We start from the raw sequence: 20,961 nt of genomic DNA, 5'->3' as shown, positions 1-20,961 counted from the left end.
GTCGTAGAATACTATCCAGTGAAACACTCAGGTTGTGCCAGAGCCATTCTTATCTATAATTTAGATGCCTAAGCGGTAGATGTTCTCGCGGTAGAGGTCTTCGATATCCTCATAGTAGGTGTGCAGGTAGGCGTCAATCGGTTCCTCCATTGACCCCTTCTCCACCGAATCACCGCGCATGTACTTCACCAGTTCGCGGTTCACGTCCTGCTCGACACGCCACCACGTCGAGAACCGGTGGCGTCCGAAGTGACTCGTTATCGGACGGTACGTCTCCGTCTCCGCATACTCCGGGTGGAACTCGTTCTTCCAGACGGAGTTGACGCCCTTGTGGTCCATTTGTGAGTGGCTGGTTTCCGAGAGGAAGAGCCACGGGTCGCCGTTATCGGGACGGACCAGTAGGTAGCGAGCGAGCAGTCGCCGGAGTTCGCCATCAAGGGGGAGCATCCGAGCGCGTCCCGACTTGTTGCCCGGTCGCTCGTCGTTCGGTGGGATGTAGATAGCGTTCTCTCGACCGGCAAGCCGGTCCTCTGCTCCCATCTCTGGGTAGTGGCGTCGAATCTCGCTGTTCTCCATCGCAATATCGCGCAGTTTGATGTTGGAGACCTCGCCTGCTCGCAAACCGAGTTTGAACTGGAAGCAGATTATCGCCCGATTGCGAAGGTGCGTCACGCCTTCGACCATCTCCTGAAGCTCCTCGACGGAGATACGGCGGTGCTGCTTCCCGTCGGGCACCTCCAGATTGACCTTCTTGCGGGCGAGGGTGAACGGGTTGTAGTCTTGCGGGTGGGGAAACGCCGCTAACTCCTGCCAGTACCGATAGGCACGGTTCAACTTCCGGAGCTTCCCCTTGACTGTACGCGGGTGGTTGTTTGCTCCGTCGGGCGATAGCTGCCAGTCGATGAACCGAATGACATGCTCGTCGCTCGGACACGCCGGGTGGCGTCCCTCTCGTTCCATGTGTTCGCGCCAGTCTCGAAAGACGGCCCGGTAGTTCCGGTGAGTGTGCCTATGTAGGCCTTTAGGCAACAGTACTTCCTTTATGAACGGGACGAAGGGGTCAACGTCTATATCCTGAAACGTCTCCTCGAACTCGGCCAGCGGGTCTGTCGTCTTGCCGAACGCTGCCGCTATCTTCTCCGTCGAACTGGCTTCGCCTGCCGTCGTCAGGTCGTCACTCATTCTTCTTCCTGTGGTATTCCGCTCGATTGTTTCGATTCTCCCGTGCCTTCCATCGCCAAACACGGTGCGCTGCGTCCCCAGTGAGCGTCGCCATCAACGCCGGGTTATACCGGTGGGGATGCTCGCTGTGCCACTGCAACCAGTCATAGAAGCGATTAACGCGCAACCAGTAATCATAGGCCCGACGTTCGGAGCCTCCATCTAGCAGGTCGGCGCACCACGTCACTACGTCGTCCGGCATGGCGAGCGCGTGGTGTCGCTCACGTCCATCCATATGGTTCTTCCAGTAGTCGCCAGCGCGGTCTACCTCCTCCTCGTAGCGGGCGTGATTGCCCTGCTCGTACTCGTATTCCTCGCAGAACTCCTGCCACGTATCCTCCCCCTCGTAGGCGTCTGCGTGGTGATAGAACCGATAGCGACTCGGCACCTCCTTTAGCGTCTTGTAGACGCCAAGACGGTCATGCGGGTCCAGCGACTTTGTTGGGTGCGTCATCGCTGCTGCATCTCCTGTGCGGTCTCAGGCGTCGGGTAGAGCTTCTCACCGCGGACTTCGACCGACTCACCTTCCATCGTCGTCAGGTGGTCGTCGGCCCGCTCCGGCACTGTCGCTCTGAGGTGTTCAACGAGGCAGTTGAAATCTGTCCCCGGGTTCTTCGAGACGAACCAGCGAATCTCCGCCGAGTCGGAGTGATACAGCCGGTCCTCCAACTTGTTGATTCGTTCGCGGGCGTTGTCGAGTTCGTTCTTTAGGTCGTCACGTTGCTCGCGGAGTTCCTGATTCGTCTTGTCGGGTTCGACCGATTCGTCGAACTTCTTCATTCCCGCCTCAACCATCGCGGCGATGAAGCCGGATTTGCTCATATCGAGCTTGTCGGCCATCTCCCCCCATCGGCGGTACTGCTGCTTCGTTGGATACGTCGTCGCCATCTGCGTGTTCTCTGCCGTCTCAGGCATGATAATTATCCATAGATTTCTCTTGGAACTTCCTATCAGGAATCTCCGGATTACGCTCCTTCAGCAGTTCAATGACATCCTCTGGCCTCATACCGCTGACCTTAGCAGCGTCTCTGATTCTTCCATGCTCCGGGAAGACATGTGTTCCATCCTGAAGGAGAGAATCAAGTGCCGTGAGATGTTCTTCGAGCTTCTCGTTGGCCTGACTAGGCCCATCCTTTGCTGCTTTCTCGCGGTCTCGAATCTGCTGCTCAACGTTGTCGTTGATGGATGCACGAAGGACTTCGAGCCTCTCAACTACAGTCTCAGCTGAAAACGCGTCCGCACCCTCTTCTTCAGACGCCTCCTCAAACCACTCTATCGTGTCCTCAATCTCGGATAGACTACTATCGAGTTGACTACGTGCTAAGTCGTTCTTTTCATCTGCCTCAACTACTTTCTTACCGTACGCCGCTGCGTTCACTCCACGGCGGCACTCCGCAGCAACCGAAGTGTTCGGCAACTTGTCTCTGACAATCTCCTTCGATTCCACATCAAGGTAGACATTGGTACGCTCTCTATCTGATTCGTTGTCGGATGGCATTCTGTCGTTCGTATTTGACTTCTGACTAATTTCACGAACGACGATGGACCAGAATCTCTATGCTAGCGCACTCCGTACGCTAACGTGGACACGGTTACACCGTCGTCCGGCAGTTCCTCACACCGGTTCGATAGAAGGGGTGGCTGTACACCCGCTTCTACTCGGTCTGCTATCTCCTCAGTCATAGCTCTCGTCCGAATCGGCGTCTAACGCCAAAGCGTAGAACTTTCGACGTGGATGGGGTTTCTTCGCCTGAAGCCGACCTTCCTCTACGAGTGCGTTACATTTCCGCCGTGCAGTCTCGTGGTGGCACCCGAGACGGTCAGCGACAGCAACAGCACTCACCCACCTCTCATCCATATCTACAACTACTTGAAGCGTCTCCGACTCCGAGTAGACTTCAGAGAGATGACCGTGATAGCCACGGGGACCGTCACCTCGTGTATCCGTCTCATCTCTGTCACTCATTACCACATCACCATACGATATATAAAACCGCAAGCCACTAAAACGTTTTGGTTAGTTGATAATTGCGGCGATAATCGCCATCCGTAGGCGGGGTTGTATCGACACAATCTCTGATACCAGTAGTTGCAGAGCGAATCTCTCACTCATAAACCGTCTATTTCCACTGGCGCGCTCACCGATACTAATGACGGCCAGCGGCCCTGCGAACAACAAAATCAACACCCACCTATGGAGGAACATGTGTATACATACTATACTAGTTTAGTGTATGTGTGTATGTGTAGGTGGGTGTGTCTCTAACCCTATTGCGCGTTGTTCGAGTCCGCGAATTAGGTTCGGTTCGCTCATCTCGCGCATTATAGCCGCCGAGAGAGAATGCGGTAGAACCGAGCAGGGTTTCCGCGGTCACTGTCCCGTCACGTGGTTTAAGTCACATATTGATTCGGTTCTACTCGTCATCTGAATAACCGAGCAGATAGCGATAACCAACAGCTATAATCCCAACTAACTCTCAGACACCCCTATGGTCGGGTAGATGTATATGTACATAGAGAATGTATATGTACATACTGCGGACGTAGTAGGGGGAAGAAGACTACGAGCCGTTCTGCCGCTGCTGGTGGACATGACGCGCTTCGTCTGTCTCTGAGGTCTTTCCACCGTCCCCACTTCTCTTCGCGTTCCTGCGCTCTCTGCTTGGCCGTCAGCGGGTAGTCGTGGTCACGTCACGCCTGCTCGTCCACGTCTACTGTCGCGTTTTATCGCTGCTGGTAGGCCGACTGGCTCCCAGTCAGAAGGTCGAGGTCGTCGTCCGCATCGGAACTGCCGTTTGGCCGTCGCTCCTTCGTCTTCCGTGCCTCCCATGCGCTCCGACTGCCTGCCGGGACTTCGGTGCCCTCGGGAACACCATTGAGACCGACCTTCCGCCGTTCCCACGAACGCCGACCACCTGCGGGGTACTCATCGGAGTCGTCTCGCTGTCGCAATGGATGCCGTTCGATGTTGCAATTCATCCGGCCCGGAACCGCCGTCATCTGCGCTTGAGCCTCCGTTTGTCGCTGTCCGTTCTCACGCGTAGAGTCGCACGTCTCCTTACCGTTGCATCCCGGCAGGGAGTAATTGAGGAGAGTCTGCGCGACGGATAGAATAGTCTCGTCGGAGTTGTTCTTGAACGCCGGTCCGATACTAGGATTCTCCCGCTGAGTCATCCGAATCGCCTTGTCTCGCTCCGTTGCGTTCGGGAAGACGCTACTACCGCCGTTCGCTCCACCTTCGCTCATGTTTGCTCTCACGTAGTCGCTCGCTCGCTAGTTGACTATCTGTGCATCCTGAGATGCGTTCGCTCGTGGGGCGGCACACCCGTCCTCGGGGCTACATCGTGCCTGTATCTGCGAATCACTCGGGAACACCGCGATGTGGTCCGGCAGGGGCGGTCCCTGCACCAAGTCGTACTGCTCGCCGTCGTAGCGACCAGAACGTGACTCGTCGTTCATCGTACTGTACCCAGCATTCACGCTTACCTGCTTACCGTCTCGTAGTAACTCGACTAATCGCGCTGCACTCCCACCGAGTGCTTCGGCCTTCGCCACGTCAATGAGGCCGTTCCCTCGCAACTTCGACCCGCCATCAAGTGCGGTGGGGTCGTGGAATGCACCGATGACCTCGCCCATGAACGCATCCGGATTCCGCGCAGTCCGGTTGTGGTTCGACGGGTGAACGTACGTCAGGAGCGTCCCATCCCAGAGGTGGACGGTCTCTTGGATGCTCGCTGCTGGAAGGTACTCTTTGGTTCCCTGCTCGGGGTAGTCAAGAACCATCTCCGTTAGCGGGACGATGGGGAACTGTAGGTACTCGCGTCCGTTCCGTCGGACGGTCTGTACGTCGCCGGACTGCACGCTGTTGGTCCGCCATCCGGTTGCAGACAGGTCGGTCATTGATTGACCACCGGTGGCGGGTCGTGAGCCGCTTCGGGGTCGTACTGACTCGCCATCCGTCGAAGCAACTCGTCGTATGTCTTACCCGCTCGCTTCAGCGGCTTCAGCGCCTCGTCGTGGGTGGTCGCCGTGTAGGGGAGACGGGCGGCGTTATCTTGGTTAACCATACAGGTCGTTATACGCGGTTGTACGGGAAAATACCACCTCTCGGAAGTAGAATAGACCTGCGCCACAAGGCCATATAGTACTGATTTCGGGGAGATAGGTTTAGATGAATCGGTAGATTTGAGTCGGGTTAGTCCGTGGTCTGACATCGGGTAATCCCTACTCGTCGGGCATAGGGACATGAACCGCTACTGGCGGCGAATGAGTCTTAGGGCAACAAAGCTTCGAGTGCCCTGAGAACGTGTGGTGATATACGTTCTCAAGCCTCCGGCAACAAATCGTACTACAGAGTGTAACAGAAGACTAGCCTACTCAACAGTCTTCTTCCGCTTCCTTTCGAGCGTCTTCGAGGATTGCGTCAACATAGTTCTCCCAACCCTCCGATAGCTCGGGATGTCTCCTACTGACGAATTCCGCCTCTATCCGCTGTCTCACGAAGGGGAGATAGGGAGAGTACTCCGCAAGATTTTGGCCGAACTCCAGCATCTCATTTTCACTATCGAAGTCGTGTTCTTCGGGAGAGAGCTTCTGGAAAGTGGTCGTCTCTTGGTTGACGTATTCGGTCAGCCGGTTCTGTGCATCCTTGAATTCTTGTTTCCGTCCAGTATATCGATAAAAGACGCTCTCCAACGCATTGATGATTTGAAGGTCATTCAGACCATTAACTACTTTCTTTGAGTCAGTAACAACTCGCCGTTTCTTCACGTCAGAATATTCTACATTGTAAGAGACCTCATCATACAGCATCATTAGAACGTTCTCAGAGATAGGAACGAACATCTGCAGTCCTCGATTCTGTAGCCCGATTGGAGAACGTTTTACTCTCCCTTTGAAAAGACGGTTATCAAGTACTACAGGGTGGTCGGAGACTATGAACTTCGTCTCAGACGTATTCTCCAATACGACCACTTCAAGGTCGATTATCAAATCAATCCCTGCCAGGGCATGAAACATAGGGAGTGTGAGCGGGTTTTCTTGAGTTATCCTGACATTATCAAGTGCGTCAAGAGCATTTCTACCGCTTGGTAGCTCAGGGTCTAGTTCGCCCATCTCCACTTGGGCGCGCAAGTACTCCTTCATCAGATTATCCGTCATCTCCTCGGCTTCACGCTTTCGCTGTTTCGTACGATTCCGCTGTAGGAGAACAAACGCACAGAAGTGCAGTATTTCAATTTCGTCAAGAACATCAAATGACCTATACTTGCGGAGGTCCCTGATTATCCGTGCGTGGATACTCTCCAGTCCATCTAAGCTCTCCTCAGCTTCAGGTCCGCCGTAGATGTAGTCCTCGGAACAGAGGTGGGAGATATTGGTTCGAGGGTACTCCTCCTCGTTTTTCAGGTTGTAGACAGCAACCATCTCGTCGTCCGTCCATCCTCGCAGTAGATACTTAGGAACGTAGTGTTGATTCTTCCTCTTAGCCATCGGTTTGTCGGGGAATATCTTATCAGGTATCAAATACCTATCGCAAATTGTGACTCATATCCGCCGATAACGGCCTCTGTGACACCTATTCATCTACTAGTATATTTCGACTATTGAACGCGCACATGCCCTTCATCCCGTACGATCACCGCCCGGTGAGCATCGACGAGGGGTCCCGAGAGGTTCACCTGCCGCACGAGACGGGCATCTCGCTGACGACGCGCGACCACGAGAACGAGTTCAAGCGCGTCTCGATGGCCGACCTGATGACGGAGGCGAACTACCTGAACCCGGACGTGGAGGTCATCGCCGAGGTGAACACGCCCGAGTCGTTCGAGACGTTCGCGGAGGTTCTCAACACGGGTCACGGCGTCATCGGCACCACCCACGCCGAGGACGTGGAGACGCTCGTCAACCGCGTCGTCGAACAGGGACTGCCGACGTACCTCCTCGAAGAACTCGACGTGGTGGTGTTCCCGCGCCGCATCGACGGCGACCGGTACGTCGGCGAGGTGGTCGAACTCGTGAGCGAGGAGGGGTACGACGAACTGCCCGCGACGGCGCGCAAGGGAACCGTCGAGAAGGACGGACGAACGCTCCGCTGGAACACCGTCCTGCGGCGCGAGACGGACGGCACGTTCTCGATGCAGTACGACCACCCGCGGATGGGCGACGACCACCGCAGACTCGGCCACCGCGTCTTCCACCGACTGGCGGCGGCGACGGACCGCGACGTGGAGAGCGTCGAGGCGGAGTTCCACCGCAAGCACGGCTACGTGCAGTACCTCGTGAAGGAGGGCGTCGCGGAGTTCGACCGCCTGTTCGCGTTCCTCTCGGACCTCCGGACGGACGAGGCGGCGACGGTCGAACGCGTCCGGCGTCGCATGGCGGAGGCCGAGTTGGCCAACGACGGCGGCGGCGAGAGAGACGCCCGAACCGGCGGTGGTCGCCGTGAGTGACGGATTCGCGGGCGGGAGCGCCGACGGCGGAGACGCCCTCTCCGGGCGCGCCTCGTTCGCCGCCGCGGACCGCGTCTGCTACGCATTGTTCGCCCGCCACGCCGACGCCGCGCGCCATGAACGCGCCCGCCGCGCGTACCGGGGGACCGACCTCCGCGTCGGGTTCGACGTGTACCTCGCGCGGGTGTACGCCGCCTCGTGGGTGTTCGCCCTCCTCGTCGGCCTCCCGGCGGCCGTCATCGCCCTCGCACTCCCGGATACGACGCTCTCGGGGGCGGTGGCCGCCGTCGAAGGTGCCGTCCCCCTCGCGGAGACGCTTCCGGTGCCGCCGGTTCCGCGCCCGCCGGTCGCAGTCGCCGCGGCCCTCGTCTGCGGTTCGGCAACCAAGCGGGGCGTCGTCGCCCTCGGCGGGCGGTACCTCCGCTGGGTCGCCGCCGCGCGGCGGTCGAACATCGAACGCACGCTTCCGGGCGCGGTTCGCTACCTGCACGTCCTCGCGTCGGGGAGCGACGGCCGCCGGGCGATGCTCCGGCGCGTCGCCGACACCGATGCGTACGGCGAGACGGCCGTCTCGATTCGGAAGGCGCTGAACACGGCCGCGATGACGGGCAACGTCAACGAGGGACTCCGGCGCGTCGCCCGCGACACGCCCGCGCAGGACACCCTCTCGCCGTTCCTCCTGAAGTACCGCGAGCACGCGGACCAAGGCTCCGACGCCCTCCGGAACTACCTCCGGATGGAGAGTCGGATGCTCGGCCACCGGCAGGACCGCGCGCGCAAACGCTCGGAGGGCTTCCTCGAACTGCTCTCGGAGGTGTTCATCGTCCTGTTGGTGATGCCCGCGCTCTTGGTCATCGTCCTCACGGTGATGAGCATCATCGCGCCGGGCCTCTCCGCGCCCGTGTGGACTCCCGTCGGCACGACCACCGTCCGCGGGTTCGCCGTCTACGCCAGCGGGCTTCTCATCCTCGTCGTCGGCGTCGTCGCCTCCGCGTTAGTCGCGGCCCTCCGCCCGCCGGACCAGACTATTGAGTACGAGCGTCCATCCTCCAGACTCCGAACGCTCGCCACCGCCGCGTCGAACCCGGCGAGTGCCGCCCTCGTCTTCCTCCCCGTCGGCGTCTGCGGGGCGGCGGCGGCCGCCCTCCTCGGTGCGAAGTGGGCCGACGTCACCCTCGCGGGGTACGTCGTCTACGCGCTTCCCGTCGGCGCGGTGGCCGTCCGACGCGCCCGCCTCGACGACGCGAAGGACCGCGAGATAAAGGACTTCGTCCACGCCGTCTCGGGGCACGTCACCCTCGGCCGTCCGTTCGGCGAGGCGGTCGAACACGTCGCCCGCGACGTGGATTTGGGCCCCCTCTCCGGCGACGTGGCCGACTTGGCGTCGAACCTGCAACTGACGACGCCGAACACCGGCACCGACGAGGACCTGCGGACGGCCGCGCTGGACCGGTTCGTCGAACGGGTCGGCACGCCGATGGCCGAACAGGTCATATGGAACTTTCTACCTGTTTGCTATACAATTCAGCACCGTTCCAGTTGAGACTCGTGGAATTAAGTTAGCGTTCCAAAACAGTGCGTATATCTCACTCTCTGTCTCGCCCCATCAACTGGTAGATTTCATGTAAGGCCGCTGCAAACAAGATAATGAGAATCGAACTCGGTAGAACCGTTGTCACTATCAACAGGATATTGAGAGCCACACTCTCCGGAGGAAGATAACTAGGACGTGTCGGCACTCCTACCTCAGCTAACCAAGCGTTTGGTACACTAATATACGCAGAGTGAGAAATAGCTGCAATATAGAACGAATATTGTGCAATTTTGCGAGTAATCCTTCCAAACCGAAGCTGAACTCTCTCTGAGATCCGATCTACTATTGAGGATTCAAACCTTCCACGCATAATGAAAATAGTGGCTATGAGGATCAGTGGGCCTAGAATTGTATCAAGCGCAGAGAGAAATGCGTCAGGGTATGGTATGAAATAGAATGACACGGAAATTGCAATGATTGCCAACGAAAAGGCGATTGTTGAATGCGAAATTTGATGGAAGAGCGAATTATTCTTGTATGCTTTTGCAATCTCAAGGAAGCTATTATGGATTACTGTACAGAATGCGACAATAAACATAATCGCTGCACCGGTCATGCCAAAGATTCGCTGTTGAGGGGTAACTACTTGGATATTTGAGAGATACGTGACAAGCGCAGCGAAGATACCTGAAATTGCGAGAAAAGTATAGTTCGACTGAAGGAACTCAGGTATTGTCTCATGAGGCTCACCCTCCGACTCCCGGTCATAATACCCATAAATCGGAACCCCTTCCCAGAAGAGTTCTTCTTGCTCAGAATCGTCGTCTTCCTCGCGTTCTTGTTGATCGGGTTCGTTTCCCTCATCCTCCTCTTGCTCAGAGATTTCCTCTTCCTCGCGCTCGTCCTGGCTCATCGCGTGTGTCTGTCTGTCGTACACTCGCGGATATAAGCGGTAGGTTGCCTATCACCGATCCTCAGTTCGGTCTGTTTCTGTAGAGAGAGGGGGAGGGGTCAACAGAGGGCTACGCGCGATCGCGCGTACACGCGACCCCCTTCACAATCGTCACTCGTCAACGTCGATGTCGTCGGCTTTGTGTCGGTGATTGACGCACACGATAGGCTCCTCTGGTGGGTACTTCGCGTCGTTCGGGCACTGATTGCCAGCGTTCGTCTCCGCTTGACACTGCGGCGCAGACACCGCCTCTGTCGAGTCCTCGCTCGTGTCTTTGTCGAACTTGATCTCAATGCCTTCGTCGTCAATATCATCGTATCCAATGCTCGTTGCTGGGATCGAGTCTAGCCGGAGAACTTCTTGGGCGACCTGCATCGTGTCTCCCTGGCTCGAACCCGTGATACCGTACCCGAGAATACCCTTCTTCTGCGAGATCTTGTCGAGTACGAACACCTGTCGGCGAATGTCGGCAGGGATGTCCATGCCGGTGTGCCCGACCATAATCAGGTGACAGTGGTTGTGTCGAAGGAGTTTCAGCATCTGACTCACAGTCTTCCCAGCGCCCTGATCGGCATACTGGAGGAATTGTGCAGCCTCGTCGATGAGGAGGATTTGCCAGCCGTCGTAGTCGCGGATGGACTGTTCGACGTCGACCCACTGCTCCGGTACCGTCTCGTACGGGTCGGACGTGTTATTCGATAGTACCCGGAGATCGGGGAAGACTGTCTGCCCGATCTCGACGAGGGTGTACATTGTGTTCGACTTCCCACGCCCCGTAGGGGGGGACACGGCTGGAGAAGATGATGCACTGGAAGATGTTGTTGGTAAATTCGGTGTTGTACTGCGGTTCCTGTCGAAAGAGGTCTTTGAGTTGTTCGTACTTGTTCCAGTCAGCCATCTCGATAGAGCTATTCCCGCTCGTCACCCCCGTCGCATGCGACATTACAGAGAGATTTCCGCTCTCCACAGCCGTATTCAACTTCTTCGACACCGCCTGCATCAACAGTTCCTGATACCGATCTGTTTCTTCGGCGTCTTCGATGCTGCGTTGGTCGGGCGGCGGAGCGTCCGCCTCGTCGTCCACGACCTGCGACTGGAGGTGGCCTGATGGGTCGTCCGCCGCGGCCGGCGCATCCGTCGCGTTCGTCGGGGACTCGCCCCGCGGACCGCGCCCTCTCGCCGGTCGTCGGCAAGGGCCTCGAAGTCGGCATCGTCGTCCTGTTCGTCGCGTTGCTGACGACGACACTCTACGGCGGCGTCGTCCCGGACTACCGCACCGCCGCGGGGGCCGAAGTCGGCGAACGCGCCCTCGTCGGGGCCGCAGAACGCGTCGAAGGCGCGGTTCCGGAGCGCTCGGTCGGCGTCGAACGCGTCGTCTCGGCCCCGCTTCCGGCCACCGTCCGCGGCGACCCCTACCGCGTCCGCGCGACGAACGGAACGCTCGTCCTCGACCACCCGAACCCCGGTATCGGCGGTCAGGTCCGACTCGCGATGCCGTCGCGGGTGTCGAACGTGACGGGGACGTGGACGAGTTCTGACCCCTCGTGGGTCGTCGTCGGTGACGGCGCGCGCGGCCCGCGCGTCTCCTTGGCGAACGGGAACCTGACCGAGGTGGCGAACGAGACGGGGGTGACGCCGTGAACGCCGCCGGTTTACGGGCCGCCGACGCGCGCGGGCAGGCGAACCTCCTCGCTCTCGCCGCCGCACTCGTCCTCCTGACCGCGGCGACGGTCGGGAGCGTCGCCCTCGCGGACCGGGCACTCGGCGGCGCGGACCGCGACCCCGGGGCGAGACACGCCGCAGAGGCGGCAAGCGCCCGCCTCGTCGCCGCCGACGCGAACCACACGCGGCGCGCGAACGTCGTGAACCGAATGGCGGTTCGGACGCTCGACGCCGCCGACATCGACCGACTCGCGCCGCCCGTCCGGGGCCGCGCGGTCCGAGTCCGACTCGGGAACGAGACGCTTCTGGAACGGGGCGACCCGGACGGGCCGACCGTCCGCAGACTCGTCCGCGTCGAGGGAGGCGAACGCCGGTCCGAGTCGCTGAACTTCGCGGAGCGAACGGTCGTGTCGCTGCCGGATCGGGTGCGGCGCGTCCGCCTCGACGTGTCCGCCGGGGGCAACACCACGGTGGTGACGGTTCGAGCGAACGACCGGGTCGTCCTCCACGACCGGTCGGGACTCGCCGGCGAGTACGTCGTCTCCGTCCCGCCGGTCACCCCGCCGAGACTGTCGTTTACGGTCGAAGGCGGACGCGACGGCGGGGCCACCGTCGAGTGGACGGCGACGAACGCCTCGGCGGAGACGCTGGAGGTGACCGTCGGTGCGTGACCCGAGGACGGTACCCGGCGGTCGCGCCCAACTCGCCACGTCGCTGGCGGAAGCGGTCGTCGGCATCCTCCTCGTCGCCGCCGTCGCGGCGGGGTTCGCCCTCGCTCCCGTCGGCGGCGACGCGGACACCGCGGACTCACAGCGACTCGACCGACTGGCGTCGGACGCGCTCTCGGTCCTCGCCGCCGAACCGCCGACCGGGAGCGGAATCTCGCGGCTGACCGCCGCCTGCCGATCGGAGTCGGCGTTCGAGAACGAACGCGAGGCGGTGGCGACGCGCCTCGACGCCCTCCTGCCGGACTCGGTGGCGTACCGCCTCGTCACGCCGCACGGCCGCGTCGGGTTCCCTCCGCCCGACGGACTCCCGTCCGGTCGCGCCGACCGCCAGACCGCCGGATGCGCGGTGACGCTCAGGGTGTGGTACGTGTGAGCCGGAATCGGGGGCAGGTCGTCCTCCTCGCGGCCGTCGTCGTCGCCGTCGCCCTCGTCCCGATGACGCTGGCGTACGCCCAACTGGGGTATGACGCCGACCGAACGCCGTCTCCCGGACCGACCGACCCCTCGGGAGTCGACGAGGCGCGCGAGACGCTCCGAACGTCGCTCGTCCGCGCCGCCGCCGACGCGGACGGCGAGTACGCGTGGGAGGACCGCGACGCGGCGGCCGCGGCGGTTCGCGCGGCCGTCGACGCCGACGCGCGCCGCCTCGCCGAGGACAGGGCGGGCGAGGAACGGTCGCTCGTCGTCTCCGCGAACGGGTCGGCCGCCGCGCGGTGGGCGGGACGGAACTGCCCGACCGGAGCCGGGCGGGACTTCGGCGCGTGCCGCGTCGAAGACGGCGTCGTCGTCCAAGAACGCGCCGCCGAGACGGCCGTCGTCGCCGCGGCGTTCGATCTCTCGGTCGTCGCCCCCGACGAACGGAGCGAGGTGACCGTCGTCGTCCGTCCCGTCGCGTAGACCGCCCGCACCCGGTCGAGAACGGCGCGGCGGCGCGTCCGGAAACCCGGTACTGGTACGAAGTAGAGAGTGTAATTATTAGACGATATACGTGAAATATTCTAAATTATTCGTGTCTTCGGCCCGCACTCTTTTCGATTATCGAACCAAATTCACGCCTATGGCAAACTCAACCGAATCCAAGCAAACGATGGACCGACAGGAGTTCGCAGACTACCTCCGAGAACTGGCGGACCAGTTCGACGGCGATTCGGACGCGAACATCCTCGTCGGGAACAAGCGCGTGAACCTGAGCCCGACGCGGAAGGTGGAGACCGAGGTCGAAGTCGTCGAGCGGTCGTCCGTACTCCGCGGCGACAAAGAGTCGATAGACCTGACGGCCCACTGGAAACGGGACAAATAGATGGTCCAAAGCATCGTCGCTTCGGCGCTCATCTGGTTCGTCGGGCTACTCGTCGGCGCGGTCGGCATCGCCGCCGGCGCAAAACTGCTGGTGGACCGCGACACCGGGTTCCGTCGTGCGATACTCACCGCACTCGTCGGCGCGACCGTGTGGGCGTTGGTGAGTTACTTCCTCGGCGGCATCCCCCTCGTCGGGCCGATACTGATGCTGATCATCTGGGTCGGCGTCATCAACTGGATATACCCCGGTGGTTGGGGAATAGCCGCGGGTATCGGCCTCATCGCGTGGTTGGTCGCCGTGGGCATCCTCTTCGCCCTCGGAACTCTCGGTATCGTCACGCCCGACGCGTTGGGCATCCCCGGCATCTGAGCCGGTCGAACCGCCGAGACGAACGCCGACGCCGCACCGCCCTTTTACCCGTCGTCTAACTGATCCGACAGTCCCCACTCCTCGGCGCGCGCGGCCGCCTCCTCGCGCGCCTCCTCGCGGATGGCCTCGATTCGGTCGGCGTCCGCGAGGAACGCCTCGACGGCGCTCGGATCCCGTTCGGCTTCGAGTCTCTCGTCGGGCGTCGCCTCGCGGGTTCGTTCCGCGAGAGTCGGGTCGGCGGCGAGTCTGTCCGCGGGTTCCGTCGGCGGCACGCGAAGTTCGTCGGTTCGGTGCGCCGCCTCCAACGCCGACGCCGGGAGTTCGTACACCTCGACGCGGTAGGGCCCCGCGGCGGCGAAGTCCGCGAGGACGTCGCTCCCGCCCCGGTCCGTCGAGGGGTCGTACGCCACCACGGGAACCCCATCTTCGAAGGTGAGGACGGCGCGGCCGCCGTCGCCCAACAGGAGGGCGTCCTGCGGTTCGACGACGGCGTAGCCTGTCAACTCGCCGTCGAGGGCGGCCGAGAGCGTGACGCCCGCGTCGGCGACGACGCGCGAGCGAATCAGGTCGCCTTCGGGTATCCGCACGTCTGCGGGCACGGTCACACCCTGTCGGGGACGACTGCGCTCCGGAACCGTTCGGCGACGCCCGCCGCGTCGCCGTCCGAGCGAACTTCGAGCGACGCCGCCGCCTCGCGGAACGCGTCCGCCGCCGGGTCTTTCGGGGCGTGCGCCAGCAGGGGTTTCCCCTCGCGGCGGGCCGCCCGCACCGCGTCGCTCTCGGGGACGGCGGCCAGCGTCGTCCCCCCGAAGTACTGCGCCGCTTGCTCGGCCACGCGTTCGACGTCCTCGTCCGGGCGGACGCGGTTGAACAGGACGCCCGCCGTCTCCGTGCCGTAGGAGCGAGCGTACTCCTGCACCTTCAGACCGTCCGAGAGCGACGGAATCGTCGGTTGGAGGACGACCACCACCCGGTCCGCGAGGACGACGGGGAGGACGGCGCTCTTCGACCCGAGGGCCGCCGGCGAGTCCAACAGGAGAACGTCCGTGTCGGCGGCCAACTCCGCGACCACGTCGCGGAGGCGCGCGGGGTCGGCCGCCTCGAACGCGTCGAGGCTGGTCCCGCAGGGGACGACCGAGAGTCCGAACCGGTCGTAGACGGCGTCTTCGACGGCCGCGCCCCTGCCCTCCACGAGCAGGTCGTGGAGGGTCACGTCGGCGTCGTCCAAGCCGGTGTGAAACAGCATGTTCGCCATCCCCGTGTCGGCGTCGATGACCGTCACGTCGTACCGGTCGGCGAGCGCCATCCCGAGCGCGAGCGTACTCGTCGTCTTCCCCGTTCCTCCCTTGCCGCTTGCGACGGCGAACGCCTCGACCATACGCCCGCCACGCGACCCCCCGTCAAAAGTGTTGAAACTCGACTGCCGACAGTGATTCTGTGGCGAACGACTACTTCACCCCCGGGCGTACGGAGGGGTATGTCTACCGAGACAGACACCGCCGACGCCGACGAGACGGACGCAGAGACCGAGACGGAAGCGGAGACGGAGGGCGACGAGGAGACGACGAAGCCGGACGAGACGACGGTTCGGACCACCGCGGACGCCCAGAAGGACGCGGACGTGACGAGCGATGCGGACGAGGAGACCGAATCGGACGCGGACGACTCGGAGGGCGGCGGCGGGAAGGGTAAGCTCGTCGTCGGCGTCCTCCTCGTCGCCCTCGTTCTCGCGCTCCTCTGGCGGCGGCGGAGCGACGGAAACCACCTCACCCCGCCGTTCTGAGCGAAGAGGTTAGCGAATCGCCAATAAACCTTTCCCCGACTCTCTTCTGACAGAGACGTATGTCAACAGCCGGCAGCCGTGGCGGTCCGACCGTTCGCGTCACGGTGGGCTCGCACGGCCCTCATGACGAACAGGAGGAGGGACGCCGCGTCTCCGCGGCGACGGCAGTCCTCGACGGGGCGAGAGACGCCGCGTCGGACGTCGACGTCGTGGAGACGGGGCCGACCGGCGCCGACCGGTGGGAACCACTCGTTCTCTGTACGCTCGACGGCCGGACCGCGTACCACGCGAACTGCGACGGCGCGCGGGCGAAGCGACTCGTCGAGGCGGTCGAATCGGGGAGCCTCCCGACCGACGGCGCGGCGGCCGTCGTCGAACACGGCGACTCGCCCGAGTCGCTTCCGACGCCCGAGGACGGACCGCTCTCGGTCGGCCGCCGCCGCGTCCTCGCGCGGTGCGGGTGGGCCACCGCGGACGACGCGCCCGAACCGGTGCCCGTGACCGACGCCGAGAGCGTCCACGAACGCGTCGCCGAGGTGGGCCTCCTCGGACGCGGACGGGGCGACGCCCACCGAGACGAGTCCGTCGCCGACGCGTGGGAGACCGCTCGCGAGGAGGAGGGCGACCCGGTGGTCGTCGTCAACGCGAACGACCGCGACCCGCGGAACCAGGCCGACCCCCTCCTGTTGGAGTCCGACCCCGCGAGCGTCGTCGAGGCGGCGGCGCTCGCCGCCGACGCCGTCGGCGCGACGGACGTGGTGGTGTACACCACCGCCGACGAGTTCCTCCGCCGCCGGGTGCGCGAGGCCGTGGACGCGCTCGTAGACGAGGGCCGACTCGAATCGCGGCCGCAGGTCGTCGCCGGTCCGGACCGCTACATCGCCGGCGAACCGACGATAGCGCTGGAGGCGTTGGAGGGGTCGGACCGAATCGAGGCGCGACTCACGCCGCCCTCGCCCGCGGTCCACGGCCTCTACGGGCGGCCGACGCTGGTCCACACGCCCCGAACGTTCGCGCAGGTCCGCCTCGCGCTCTCGAACCCCGAGGCGTTCGACCCGGACGACGCCGACCCGGGAACCCGACTGGTGAGCGTCACGGGCGACGTGGACTCGCCCGCGACGGTCGAACTCCCGACCGGCGGGTCGATGTCCGTCGTCCGCGACGCCGTCGGGTTCGAGGGGTCGCCGAAGATGGCCGTCGTCGGCGGGCAGTTCGGCGGCTTCACCACGCACCTCGACCACACGGTGTCGTCGCCCGCCCTCAACGCCGCGAACCTCGGCACCGAGGGCGTCGTCGAACTGTTCGACGAGGACAAGTGTCCGGTCGCGACGGCCGGGAAGCGCGCCCGGTTCGCGCAGGACGAGAACTGCGGGCGGTGCGCCCCCTGCCGCGAGGGGACGAAGCAGTTGGTGAACCTGCTCCGGGAGGTGTACGACGGCGACTACGACGACGATATGATTCGAGAACTTGCACGTACGATGCGAGCGACGAGCACCTGCGGCTTCGGCCGGAACGCCGGCCGAACCGTCGATACCGCCGTGAACGCCTTCGAGACGGAGTTCCGCGTCCACGCCGACGGTCGGTGTCCCGCCGGCGAGTGTAACGTCGCGAGTAGGGAGGCGAACAGATGAGCTCCGACGACCTCTCGCCCGTCGACACGGCGGACTCGGAGCCGCTTCCGGGCGTCCCGGACGTCGAGGACCCGCAACCCTCCACGCCGCTGACGGAGGACTTCGTGACGGGCACCGCCAACGACCCGGAGGTCGGCTCTCGAACCGAGGGGATGGCCCAGATCACCGTGGACGGCAAGAGCATCTCCCTCCCGCCGGGGTCGACCATCAAGGACGGCCTCGACGCCGTCGACACCGAGGGGAACGTCCCGGCCCTCTGCGCCTACGACAGGGACAGCGAACAGGGGGACAACGTCGGTCCGCGGAGCGAGTGCCGGACGTGCGTGGTCGAGACGGAGGAACACGGCATCGTGCCCTCCTGCAGTTACCCCGTCGAGGACGGCATGACCGTCCGCACCGACGACGAGGACGCCGCGAACATGCGCGACGTGAACCTCGATCTGACCCTCTCGAACCACAACCTCCGGTGTACGACGTGCGGACAGAACGGGCGCTGCGAACTGCAGGACGCCTCCATCGAGAACGGCGTCCACGAACCGCGCTACGGCGTCTTCGAGGACAGAGACGAGTACGTTCCGCTCGACGACTCCTCCTCTGTCATCCAGATAGACCGCAACAAGTGCATCTTCTGTAACCGGTGCGTCGAAGCCTGCAACGACGTGCAGGTGGAGGGCGTCCTCCGCATGAAGGGCGACACCGGTCAAGACCTGCACATCGACTTCCAGAACGGCGCGGACAAGTTCGACGACTCCACCTGCGTCTCCTGCGGCCACTGCGCCACCGTCTGTCCGACCGGGTCGCTGGTCGAGAAGGGACTCGTGGACGCGGCCACCCTCCCCATCCCGGGGTTCTCGCAGAAGAACTCCATCGGCAAGGTGATAGAGCACGTCCCGGTCGAGACGGCGGAGACGTCCGACAGTCCGAACCGCGACATCTACGGCGGGGACGGCCCGACGGCCGCGGCCGGCGCGGCCGAGTCGGACGACCTCTCCGGCGTCGCGCGCTACATGGAGAAGGCGAAGCGACAGGCGCGCGAGAACGGGAGGCGCGTCGGGAAGACGATGATGCAGCGGATAGAACACGTCGCGGAGGACGTCACCTCCGAGTCGATTCCCGCGGGGTGGCTGTTCGGCCTGGCGACGACTATCGGCGACGCCCGCCTCTCGCGGGTCAACAAGGCCGAGACCACCTGCAACTACTGCGCCGTCGGCTGTCGGTTCGAGTTGTACGGCAAGGACGGCGAGATACTCGGCGTCCGCCCCACCGAGGACGACAGTTCGGCCCCCGCCAACGACTTCTCGACGTGCGTGAAGGGGAAGTTCGGCTACGACTTCGCCGACAGCGACGACAGACTCGACACGCCCCTCATCAGGGAGGACGGCGAGTTCCGCGAGGCGACGTGGGAGGAGGCGCTAGACGAGATATACGAGAACCTCACCGCGGTTCGAGAGGAGTACGGCACCGACTCCATCGCCGTCACCTCCTCCTCGAAGGCGACGAACGAGGAGAACTTCCTGAACCAGAAGTTCGCCCGGCAGGTGTTGCAGACGCCGCACGTGGACAACTGCGCTCGCCTCTGTCACTCCTCGACGGTCGCCGGCTTACAACAGACCGTCGGCTACGGCGCGATGGCGACGCGGATCAACGAGGACGTCGGCGAGACGGACTGCTACCTCATCACGGGGTCGAACACCACCGAGAGCCATCCCGTCCTCGCCACGCGCATCAAGCAGAACGCCCGCGACGGCGCGGACCTGTTCGTCTTCGACCCGCGGCGGGTCGGACTCGCCGAACACGCCACGCAGTACACCCGGACGCGCCCCGGGAGCGACATCGCGTGGATAAACGGGATGATAAACCACATCATCTCCGAGGACCTCCACGACGAGGAGTTCATCGAGAACCGGACGAAGCGCTTCGAGGAACTGAAAGAGAAGGTCGAACCGTTCACGCCCGAACGGGTCGAGGAACTGTCGAGCGTCCCGCCGGAGGAGTTGAAGGAGGCGGCCGAGACGATAGCGACGGCCGACACCTGCATCTTCGGGTGGGCGATGGGGATGACCCAACACGCCCACGGGACGCGCAACGTGCTGGCGATGACGAACCTCGCCCTCGTGACGGGGAACATGGGGAAACCCGGCGCGGGACTGTCGCCGTTCCGCGGACAGAACAACGTGCAGGGCGGCGGCGGCGACATGGGCCCCGCCCCTCACACGCTTCCGGGCTACCAGGACCTCCAAGACGACAAGGTGCTCGACAAGTTCGAGGACGCGTGGGGCGTCCGCCCGCCGGACAGGGTGGGCCTCCGCCTCCCCGAACAGTACGAGGCGATGATGGACGGGGAACTCCACGGGATGTACATCATGGGCGAGAACCCCGCGCTCTCGGAACCGAACACCACCGAGGCCCAACAGGCGGTCCAGAAGTTGGACTTCCTCGCAGTGCAGGACATCTTCCTCACCGAGACCGCCCAGTACGCCGACGTGGTTCTGCCCGCCGCCTCCGCCGCCGAGAAGTCGGGGACGTTCACGAACACCGAGCGCCGCATCCAGCGGGTTCGCCCCGCCATCGACCCGCCGGGGGAGGCGAAGTCCGACTTCGAGATACTCATCGACCTCGCCGACCGGTTCGGCTACGAGTGGGACTACGACGACCCCTCCGACGTGATGGAGGAGATATCCTCGCTCGTCCCCATCTACGGCGGCGTCGACTACGGCCGCCTCGCGGAGGAGGACGGCAGCCTCCAGTGGCCCGTCTGGGACGAGGAGCACGCCGGGACGCCGTACCTCTACGAGAAGGAGTTCAACTTCGAGGACGGACGCGCGCGGTTCGTCCCCGCCGACTACGCCGGGCCGAAGGAGATGCCGGACGAGGAGTACCCGCTGATGCTCACGACGGGGCGCGTCCTCTACCACTGGCACACGGGGACGATGACGCGGCGCGTCGAGGCGTTGATGCACAGCGTCCCGGAGAGCTTCGTCACCATCCACCCGGACATGGCCGAGACGCTGGGCGTCTCGGACGGCGAGTACGTCCGCGTCTCCTCGCGACGCGGGAGCATCGTCGTCCGCGCGGACGTGGAGGAGACGTCCGACGAGGGCGTCGTCTTCATCCCGATGCACTTCGCCCGCGGCGCGGTCAACGAACTCACGGCGCACGAGACCGACCCCACCTCGCACATCCCCGAGTACAAGGTGTCGAGCGTGAAGATCGAACCGCTCGGCCCGGAGCCCGACGAGGAACCGTTCACCGTCGAGATGCCGGGCGACGCCACCGCGGGCCGCGAAGAGCAGGGAGACCCGCCGGCCGGCGAGTCCGGCGCGGACGACTGA

At 63.2% G+C, this 20,961-nt stretch carries 23 protein-coding genes and 1 pseudogene; 11 read left to right on the top strand and 13 right to left on the bottom strand.

What is annotated here, in order from left to right; all coding sequences use genetic code 11:
* Nucleotides 1–60: 60 nt before the first annotated feature.
* The 8 genes from ACZ522_RS14300 to ACZ522_RS14265 all read right to left on the bottom strand — a co-directional run bounded on the left by ACZ522_RS14300 (nucleotide 61) and on the right by ACZ522_RS14265 (nucleotide 6,711).
* Entirely contained in the window at nucleotides 61–1,182 is a 1,122-nt protein-coding gene (locus ACZ522_RS14300; protein ID WP_379698250.1) for a tyrosine-type recombinase/integrase, read from the bottom strand.
* Nucleotides 1,175–1,675 carry a hypothetical protein gene (locus tag ACZ522_RS14295; RefSeq protein ID WP_379698253.1) on the bottom strand — a complete coding sequence of 167 codons (501 nt, stop codon included), beginning with the start codon at nucleotides 1,673–1,675 and terminating at the stop codon, nucleotides 1,175–1,177. Before ACZ522_RS14295 ends, ACZ522_RS14300 begins: the two co-directional genes overlap by 8 nt.
* Nucleotides 1,672–2,136, bottom strand: a complete 465-nt coding sequence (locus tag ACZ522_RS14290) for a hypothetical protein (protein ID WP_379698256.1) — start codon at nucleotides 2,134–2,136, stop codon at nucleotides 1,672–1,674. The genes ACZ522_RS14295 and ACZ522_RS14290 overlap by 4 nt, the downstream gene beginning before the upstream one ends.
* Complete coding sequence (locus tag ACZ522_RS14285; protein WP_379698259.1) at nucleotides 2,129–2,719, bottom strand: hypothetical protein; 591 nt, start codon at nucleotides 2,717–2,719, stop codon at nucleotides 2,129–2,131. Before ACZ522_RS14285 ends, ACZ522_RS14290 begins: the two co-directional genes overlap by 8 nt.
* Nucleotides 2,720–2,896: 177 nt before the next feature.
* On the bottom strand, nucleotides 2,897–3,187 hold the full coding sequence (locus ACZ522_RS14280; protein ID WP_379698261.1) for a hypothetical protein: 291 nt from the start codon (nucleotides 3,185–3,187) through the stop codon (nucleotides 2,897–2,899).
* A gap of 1,307 nt (nucleotides 3,188–4,494) precedes the next feature.
* Nucleotides 4,495–5,121, bottom strand: a complete 627-nt coding sequence (locus ACZ522_RS14275; protein ID WP_379698264.1) for a hypothetical protein — start codon at nucleotides 5,119–5,121, stop codon at nucleotides 4,495–4,497.
* Entirely contained in the window at nucleotides 5,118–5,288 is a 171-nt protein-coding gene (locus ACZ522_RS14270; RefSeq protein WP_379698267.1) for a hypothetical protein, read from the bottom strand. The genes ACZ522_RS14275 and ACZ522_RS14270 overlap by 4 nt, the downstream gene beginning before the upstream one ends.
* 310 nt (nucleotides 5,289–5,598) lie before the next feature.
* On the bottom strand, nucleotides 5,599–6,711 hold the full coding sequence (locus ACZ522_RS14265; protein ID WP_379698270.1) for a DUF4238 domain-containing protein: 1,113 nt from the start codon (nucleotides 6,709–6,711) through the stop codon (nucleotides 5,599–5,601).
* 110 nt (nucleotides 6,712–6,821) lie between these two features.
* Between ACZ522_RS14265 and ACZ522_RS14260 the strand changes: the two are divergent.
* A pseudogene (locus tag ACZ522_RS14260) lies at nucleotides 6,822–7,670 on the top strand (ATPase, T2SS/T4P/T4SS family); the annotation flags it as partial.
* Nucleotides 7,663–9,213: a type II secretion system F family protein gene (locus ACZ522_RS14255; protein WP_379698272.1), complete on the top strand. Its 1,551-nt coding sequence runs from the start codon at nucleotides 7,663–7,665 to the stop codon at nucleotides 9,211–9,213. The pseudogene ACZ522_RS14260 and the gene ACZ522_RS14255, both read left to right, overlap by 8 nt.
* Before the next feature lie 43 nt (nucleotides 9,214–9,256).
* Here the strand turns inward: ACZ522_RS14255 and ACZ522_RS14250 are convergent, their stop codons facing one another.
* From ACZ522_RS14250 to ACZ522_RS14240, 3 genes are all read right to left on the bottom strand, one after another.
* Nucleotides 9,257–10,117: a hypothetical protein gene (locus tag ACZ522_RS14250; protein ID WP_379698275.1), complete on the bottom strand. Its 861-nt coding sequence runs from the start codon at nucleotides 10,115–10,117 to the stop codon at nucleotides 9,257–9,259.
* Nucleotides 10,118–10,267: 150 nt separating this feature from the next.
* Nucleotides 10,268–10,909 carry a hypothetical protein gene (locus ACZ522_RS14245; RefSeq protein WP_379698277.1) on the bottom strand — a complete coding sequence of 214 codons (642 nt, stop codon included), beginning with the start codon at nucleotides 10,907–10,909 and terminating at the stop codon, nucleotides 10,268–10,270.
* The gene (locus ACZ522_RS14240; RefSeq protein WP_379698280.1) at nucleotides 10,848–11,240 is read right to left on the bottom strand and encodes a hypothetical protein; all 393 of its coding nucleotides are present in this window, start codon (nucleotides 11,238–11,240) and stop codon (nucleotides 10,848–10,850) included. Before ACZ522_RS14240 ends, ACZ522_RS14245 begins: the two co-directional genes overlap by 62 nt.
* 23 nt (nucleotides 11,241–11,263) lie before the next feature.
* On the opposite strand from ACZ522_RS14240, the gene ACZ522_RS14235 reads away from it, so the two are divergent.
* The 6 genes from ACZ522_RS14235 (at nucleotide 11,264) to ACZ522_RS14210 (ending at nucleotide 14,215) form a co-directional block, all read left to right on the top strand.
* The gene (locus tag ACZ522_RS14235; RefSeq protein ID WP_379698282.1) at nucleotides 11,264–11,797 is read left to right on the top strand and encodes a DUF7266 family protein; all 534 of its coding nucleotides are present in this window, start codon (nucleotides 11,264–11,266) and stop codon (nucleotides 11,795–11,797) included.
* Nucleotides 11,794–12,489, top strand: coding sequence for a DUF7263 family protein (locus ACZ522_RS14230; RefSeq protein WP_379698284.1), 696 nt, complete (start codon nucleotides 11,794–11,796; stop codon nucleotides 12,487–12,489). The genes ACZ522_RS14235 and ACZ522_RS14230 overlap by 4 nt, the downstream gene beginning before the upstream one ends.
* Nucleotides 12,482–12,919 carry a DUF7262 family protein gene (locus ACZ522_RS14225; protein WP_379698287.1) on the top strand — a complete coding sequence of 146 codons (438 nt, stop codon included), beginning with the start codon at nucleotides 12,482–12,484 and terminating at the stop codon, nucleotides 12,917–12,919. Before ACZ522_RS14230 ends, ACZ522_RS14225 begins: the two co-directional genes overlap by 8 nt.
* A complete protein-coding gene (locus tag ACZ522_RS14220) occupies nucleotides 12,916–13,443 on the top strand; it encodes a DUF7261 family protein (protein ID WP_379698290.1) in 528 nt (175 codons plus the stop codon). Before ACZ522_RS14225 ends, ACZ522_RS14220 begins: the two co-directional genes overlap by 4 nt.
* A 160-nt stretch (nucleotides 13,444–13,603) precedes the next feature.
* Nucleotides 13,604–13,846 (top strand): amphi-Trp domain-containing protein, encoded by a 243-nt coding sequence (locus ACZ522_RS14215; protein ID WP_379698293.1) that lies wholly within the window; start codon nucleotides 13,604–13,606, stop codon nucleotides 13,844–13,846.
* Nucleotides 13,847–14,215, top strand: a complete 369-nt coding sequence (locus tag ACZ522_RS14210; RefSeq protein ID WP_379698296.1) for a hypothetical protein — start codon at nucleotides 13,847–13,849, stop codon at nucleotides 14,213–14,215.
* A 44-nt stretch (nucleotides 14,216–14,259) separates the two neighbouring features.
* On the opposite strand, the gene ACZ522_RS14205 is transcribed toward ACZ522_RS14210, so the two are convergent.
* Both ACZ522_RS14205 and ACZ522_RS14200 read right to left on the bottom strand, forming a co-directional pair.
* Nucleotides 14,260–14,820: a DUF8054 family protein gene (locus tag ACZ522_RS14205; RefSeq protein WP_379698299.1), complete on the bottom strand. Its 561-nt coding sequence runs from the start codon at nucleotides 14,818–14,820 to the stop codon at nucleotides 14,260–14,262.
* Nucleotides 14,817–15,593: a nucleotide-binding protein gene (locus tag ACZ522_RS14200; RefSeq protein ID WP_379698301.1), complete on the bottom strand. Its 777-nt coding sequence runs from the start codon at nucleotides 15,591–15,593 to the stop codon at nucleotides 14,817–14,819. The genes ACZ522_RS14205 and ACZ522_RS14200 overlap by 4 nt, the downstream gene beginning before the upstream one ends.
* A 99-nt stretch (nucleotides 15,594–15,692) precedes the next feature.
* Here ACZ522_RS14200 and ACZ522_RS14195 point away from each other — a divergent pair, with 99 nt between their 5' ends.
* From ACZ522_RS14195 to fdhF, 3 genes are read left to right on the top strand one after another with little or no spacing between them, the layout of a single operon-like run.
* Nucleotides 15,693–15,998, top strand: a complete 306-nt coding sequence (locus ACZ522_RS14195) for a hypothetical protein (protein ID WP_379698304.1) — start codon at nucleotides 15,693–15,695, stop codon at nucleotides 15,996–15,998.
* Between the two features lie 59 nt (nucleotides 15,999–16,057).
* Entirely contained in the window at nucleotides 16,058–17,629 is a 1,572-nt protein-coding gene (locus ACZ522_RS14190) for an NADH-ubiquinone oxidoreductase-F iron-sulfur binding region domain-containing protein (protein WP_379698307.1), read from the top strand.
* Nucleotides 17,626–20,961, top strand: coding sequence for a formate dehydrogenase subunit alpha (gene fdhF, locus ACZ522_RS14185; RefSeq protein ID WP_379698311.1), 3,336 nt, complete (start codon nucleotides 17,626–17,628; stop codon nucleotides 20,959–20,961). The genes ACZ522_RS14190 and fdhF overlap by 4 nt, the downstream gene beginning before the upstream one ends.

The organism is Halopelagius fulvigenes, from assembly GCF_055398025.1.
Note: the sequence above shows the minus strand (reverse complement) of the source record. Positions and strands in the feature narration are given on the sequence as shown.

Bases quoted from the DNA above. Each gene is read 5' to 3' on its own strand.
- ACZ522_RS14300 (WP_379698250.1), bottom strand. From the start codon at position 1,182: ATGAGTGACGACCTGACGACGGCAGGCGAAGCCAGTTCGACGGAGAAG.
- ACZ522_RS14295 (WP_379698253.1), bottom strand. From the start codon at position 1,675: ATGACGCACCCAACAAAGTCGCTGGACCCGCATGACCGTCTTGGCGTC.
- ACZ522_RS14290 (WP_379698256.1), bottom strand. From the start codon at position 2,136: ATGCCTGAGACGGCAGAGAACACGCAGATGGCGACGACGTATCCAACG.
- ACZ522_RS14285 (WP_379698259.1), bottom strand. From the start codon at position 2,719: ATGCCATCCGACAACGAATCAGATAGAGAGCGTACCAATGTCTACCTT.
- ACZ522_RS14280 (WP_379698261.1), bottom strand. From the start codon at position 3,187: ATGAGTGACAGAGATGAGACGGATACACGAGGTGACGGTCCCCGTGGC.
- ACZ522_RS14275 (WP_379698264.1), bottom strand. From the start codon at position 5,121: ATGACCGACCTGTCTGCAACCGGATGGCGGACCAACAGCGTGCAGTCC.
- ACZ522_RS14270 (WP_379698267.1), bottom strand. From the start codon at position 5,288: ATGGTTAACCAAGATAACGCCGCCCGTCTCCCCTACACGGCGACCACC.
- ACZ522_RS14265 (WP_379698270.1), bottom strand. From the start codon at position 6,711: ATGGCTAAGAGGAAGAATCAACACTACGTTCCTAAGTATCTACTGCGA.
- ACZ522_RS14250 (WP_379698275.1), bottom strand. From the start codon at position 10,117: ATGAGCCAGGACGAGCGCGAGGAAGAGGAAATCTCTGAGCAAGAGGAG.
- ACZ522_RS14245 (WP_379698277.1), bottom strand. From the start codon at position 10,909: ATGTACACCCTCGTCGAGATCGGGCAGACAGTCTTCCCCGATCTCCGG.
- ACZ522_RS14235 (WP_379698282.1), top strand. From the start codon at position 11,264: ATGGGTCGTCCGCCGCGGCCGGCGCATCCGTCGCGTTCGTCGGGGACT.
- ACZ522_RS14215 (WP_379698293.1), top strand. From the start codon at position 13,604: ATGGCAAACTCAACCGAATCCAAGCAAACGATGGACCGACAGGAGTTC.
- ACZ522_RS14210 (WP_379698296.1), top strand. From the start codon at position 13,847: ATGGTCCAAAGCATCGTCGCTTCGGCGCTCATCTGGTTCGTCGGGCTA.
- ACZ522_RS14200 (WP_379698301.1), bottom strand. From the start codon at position 15,593: ATGGTCGAGGCGTTCGCCGTCGCAAGCGGCAAGGGAGGAACGGGGAAG.
- ACZ522_RS14195 (WP_379698304.1), top strand. From the start codon at position 15,693: ATGTCTACCGAGACAGACACCGCCGACGCCGACGAGACGGACGCAGAG.
- ACZ522_RS14190 (WP_379698307.1), top strand. From the start codon at position 16,058: ATGTCAACAGCCGGCAGCCGTGGCGGTCCGACCGTTCGCGTCACGGTG.
- fdhF (WP_379698311.1), top strand. From the start codon at position 17,626: ATGAGCTCCGACGACCTCTCGCCCGTCGACACGGCGGACTCGGAGCCG.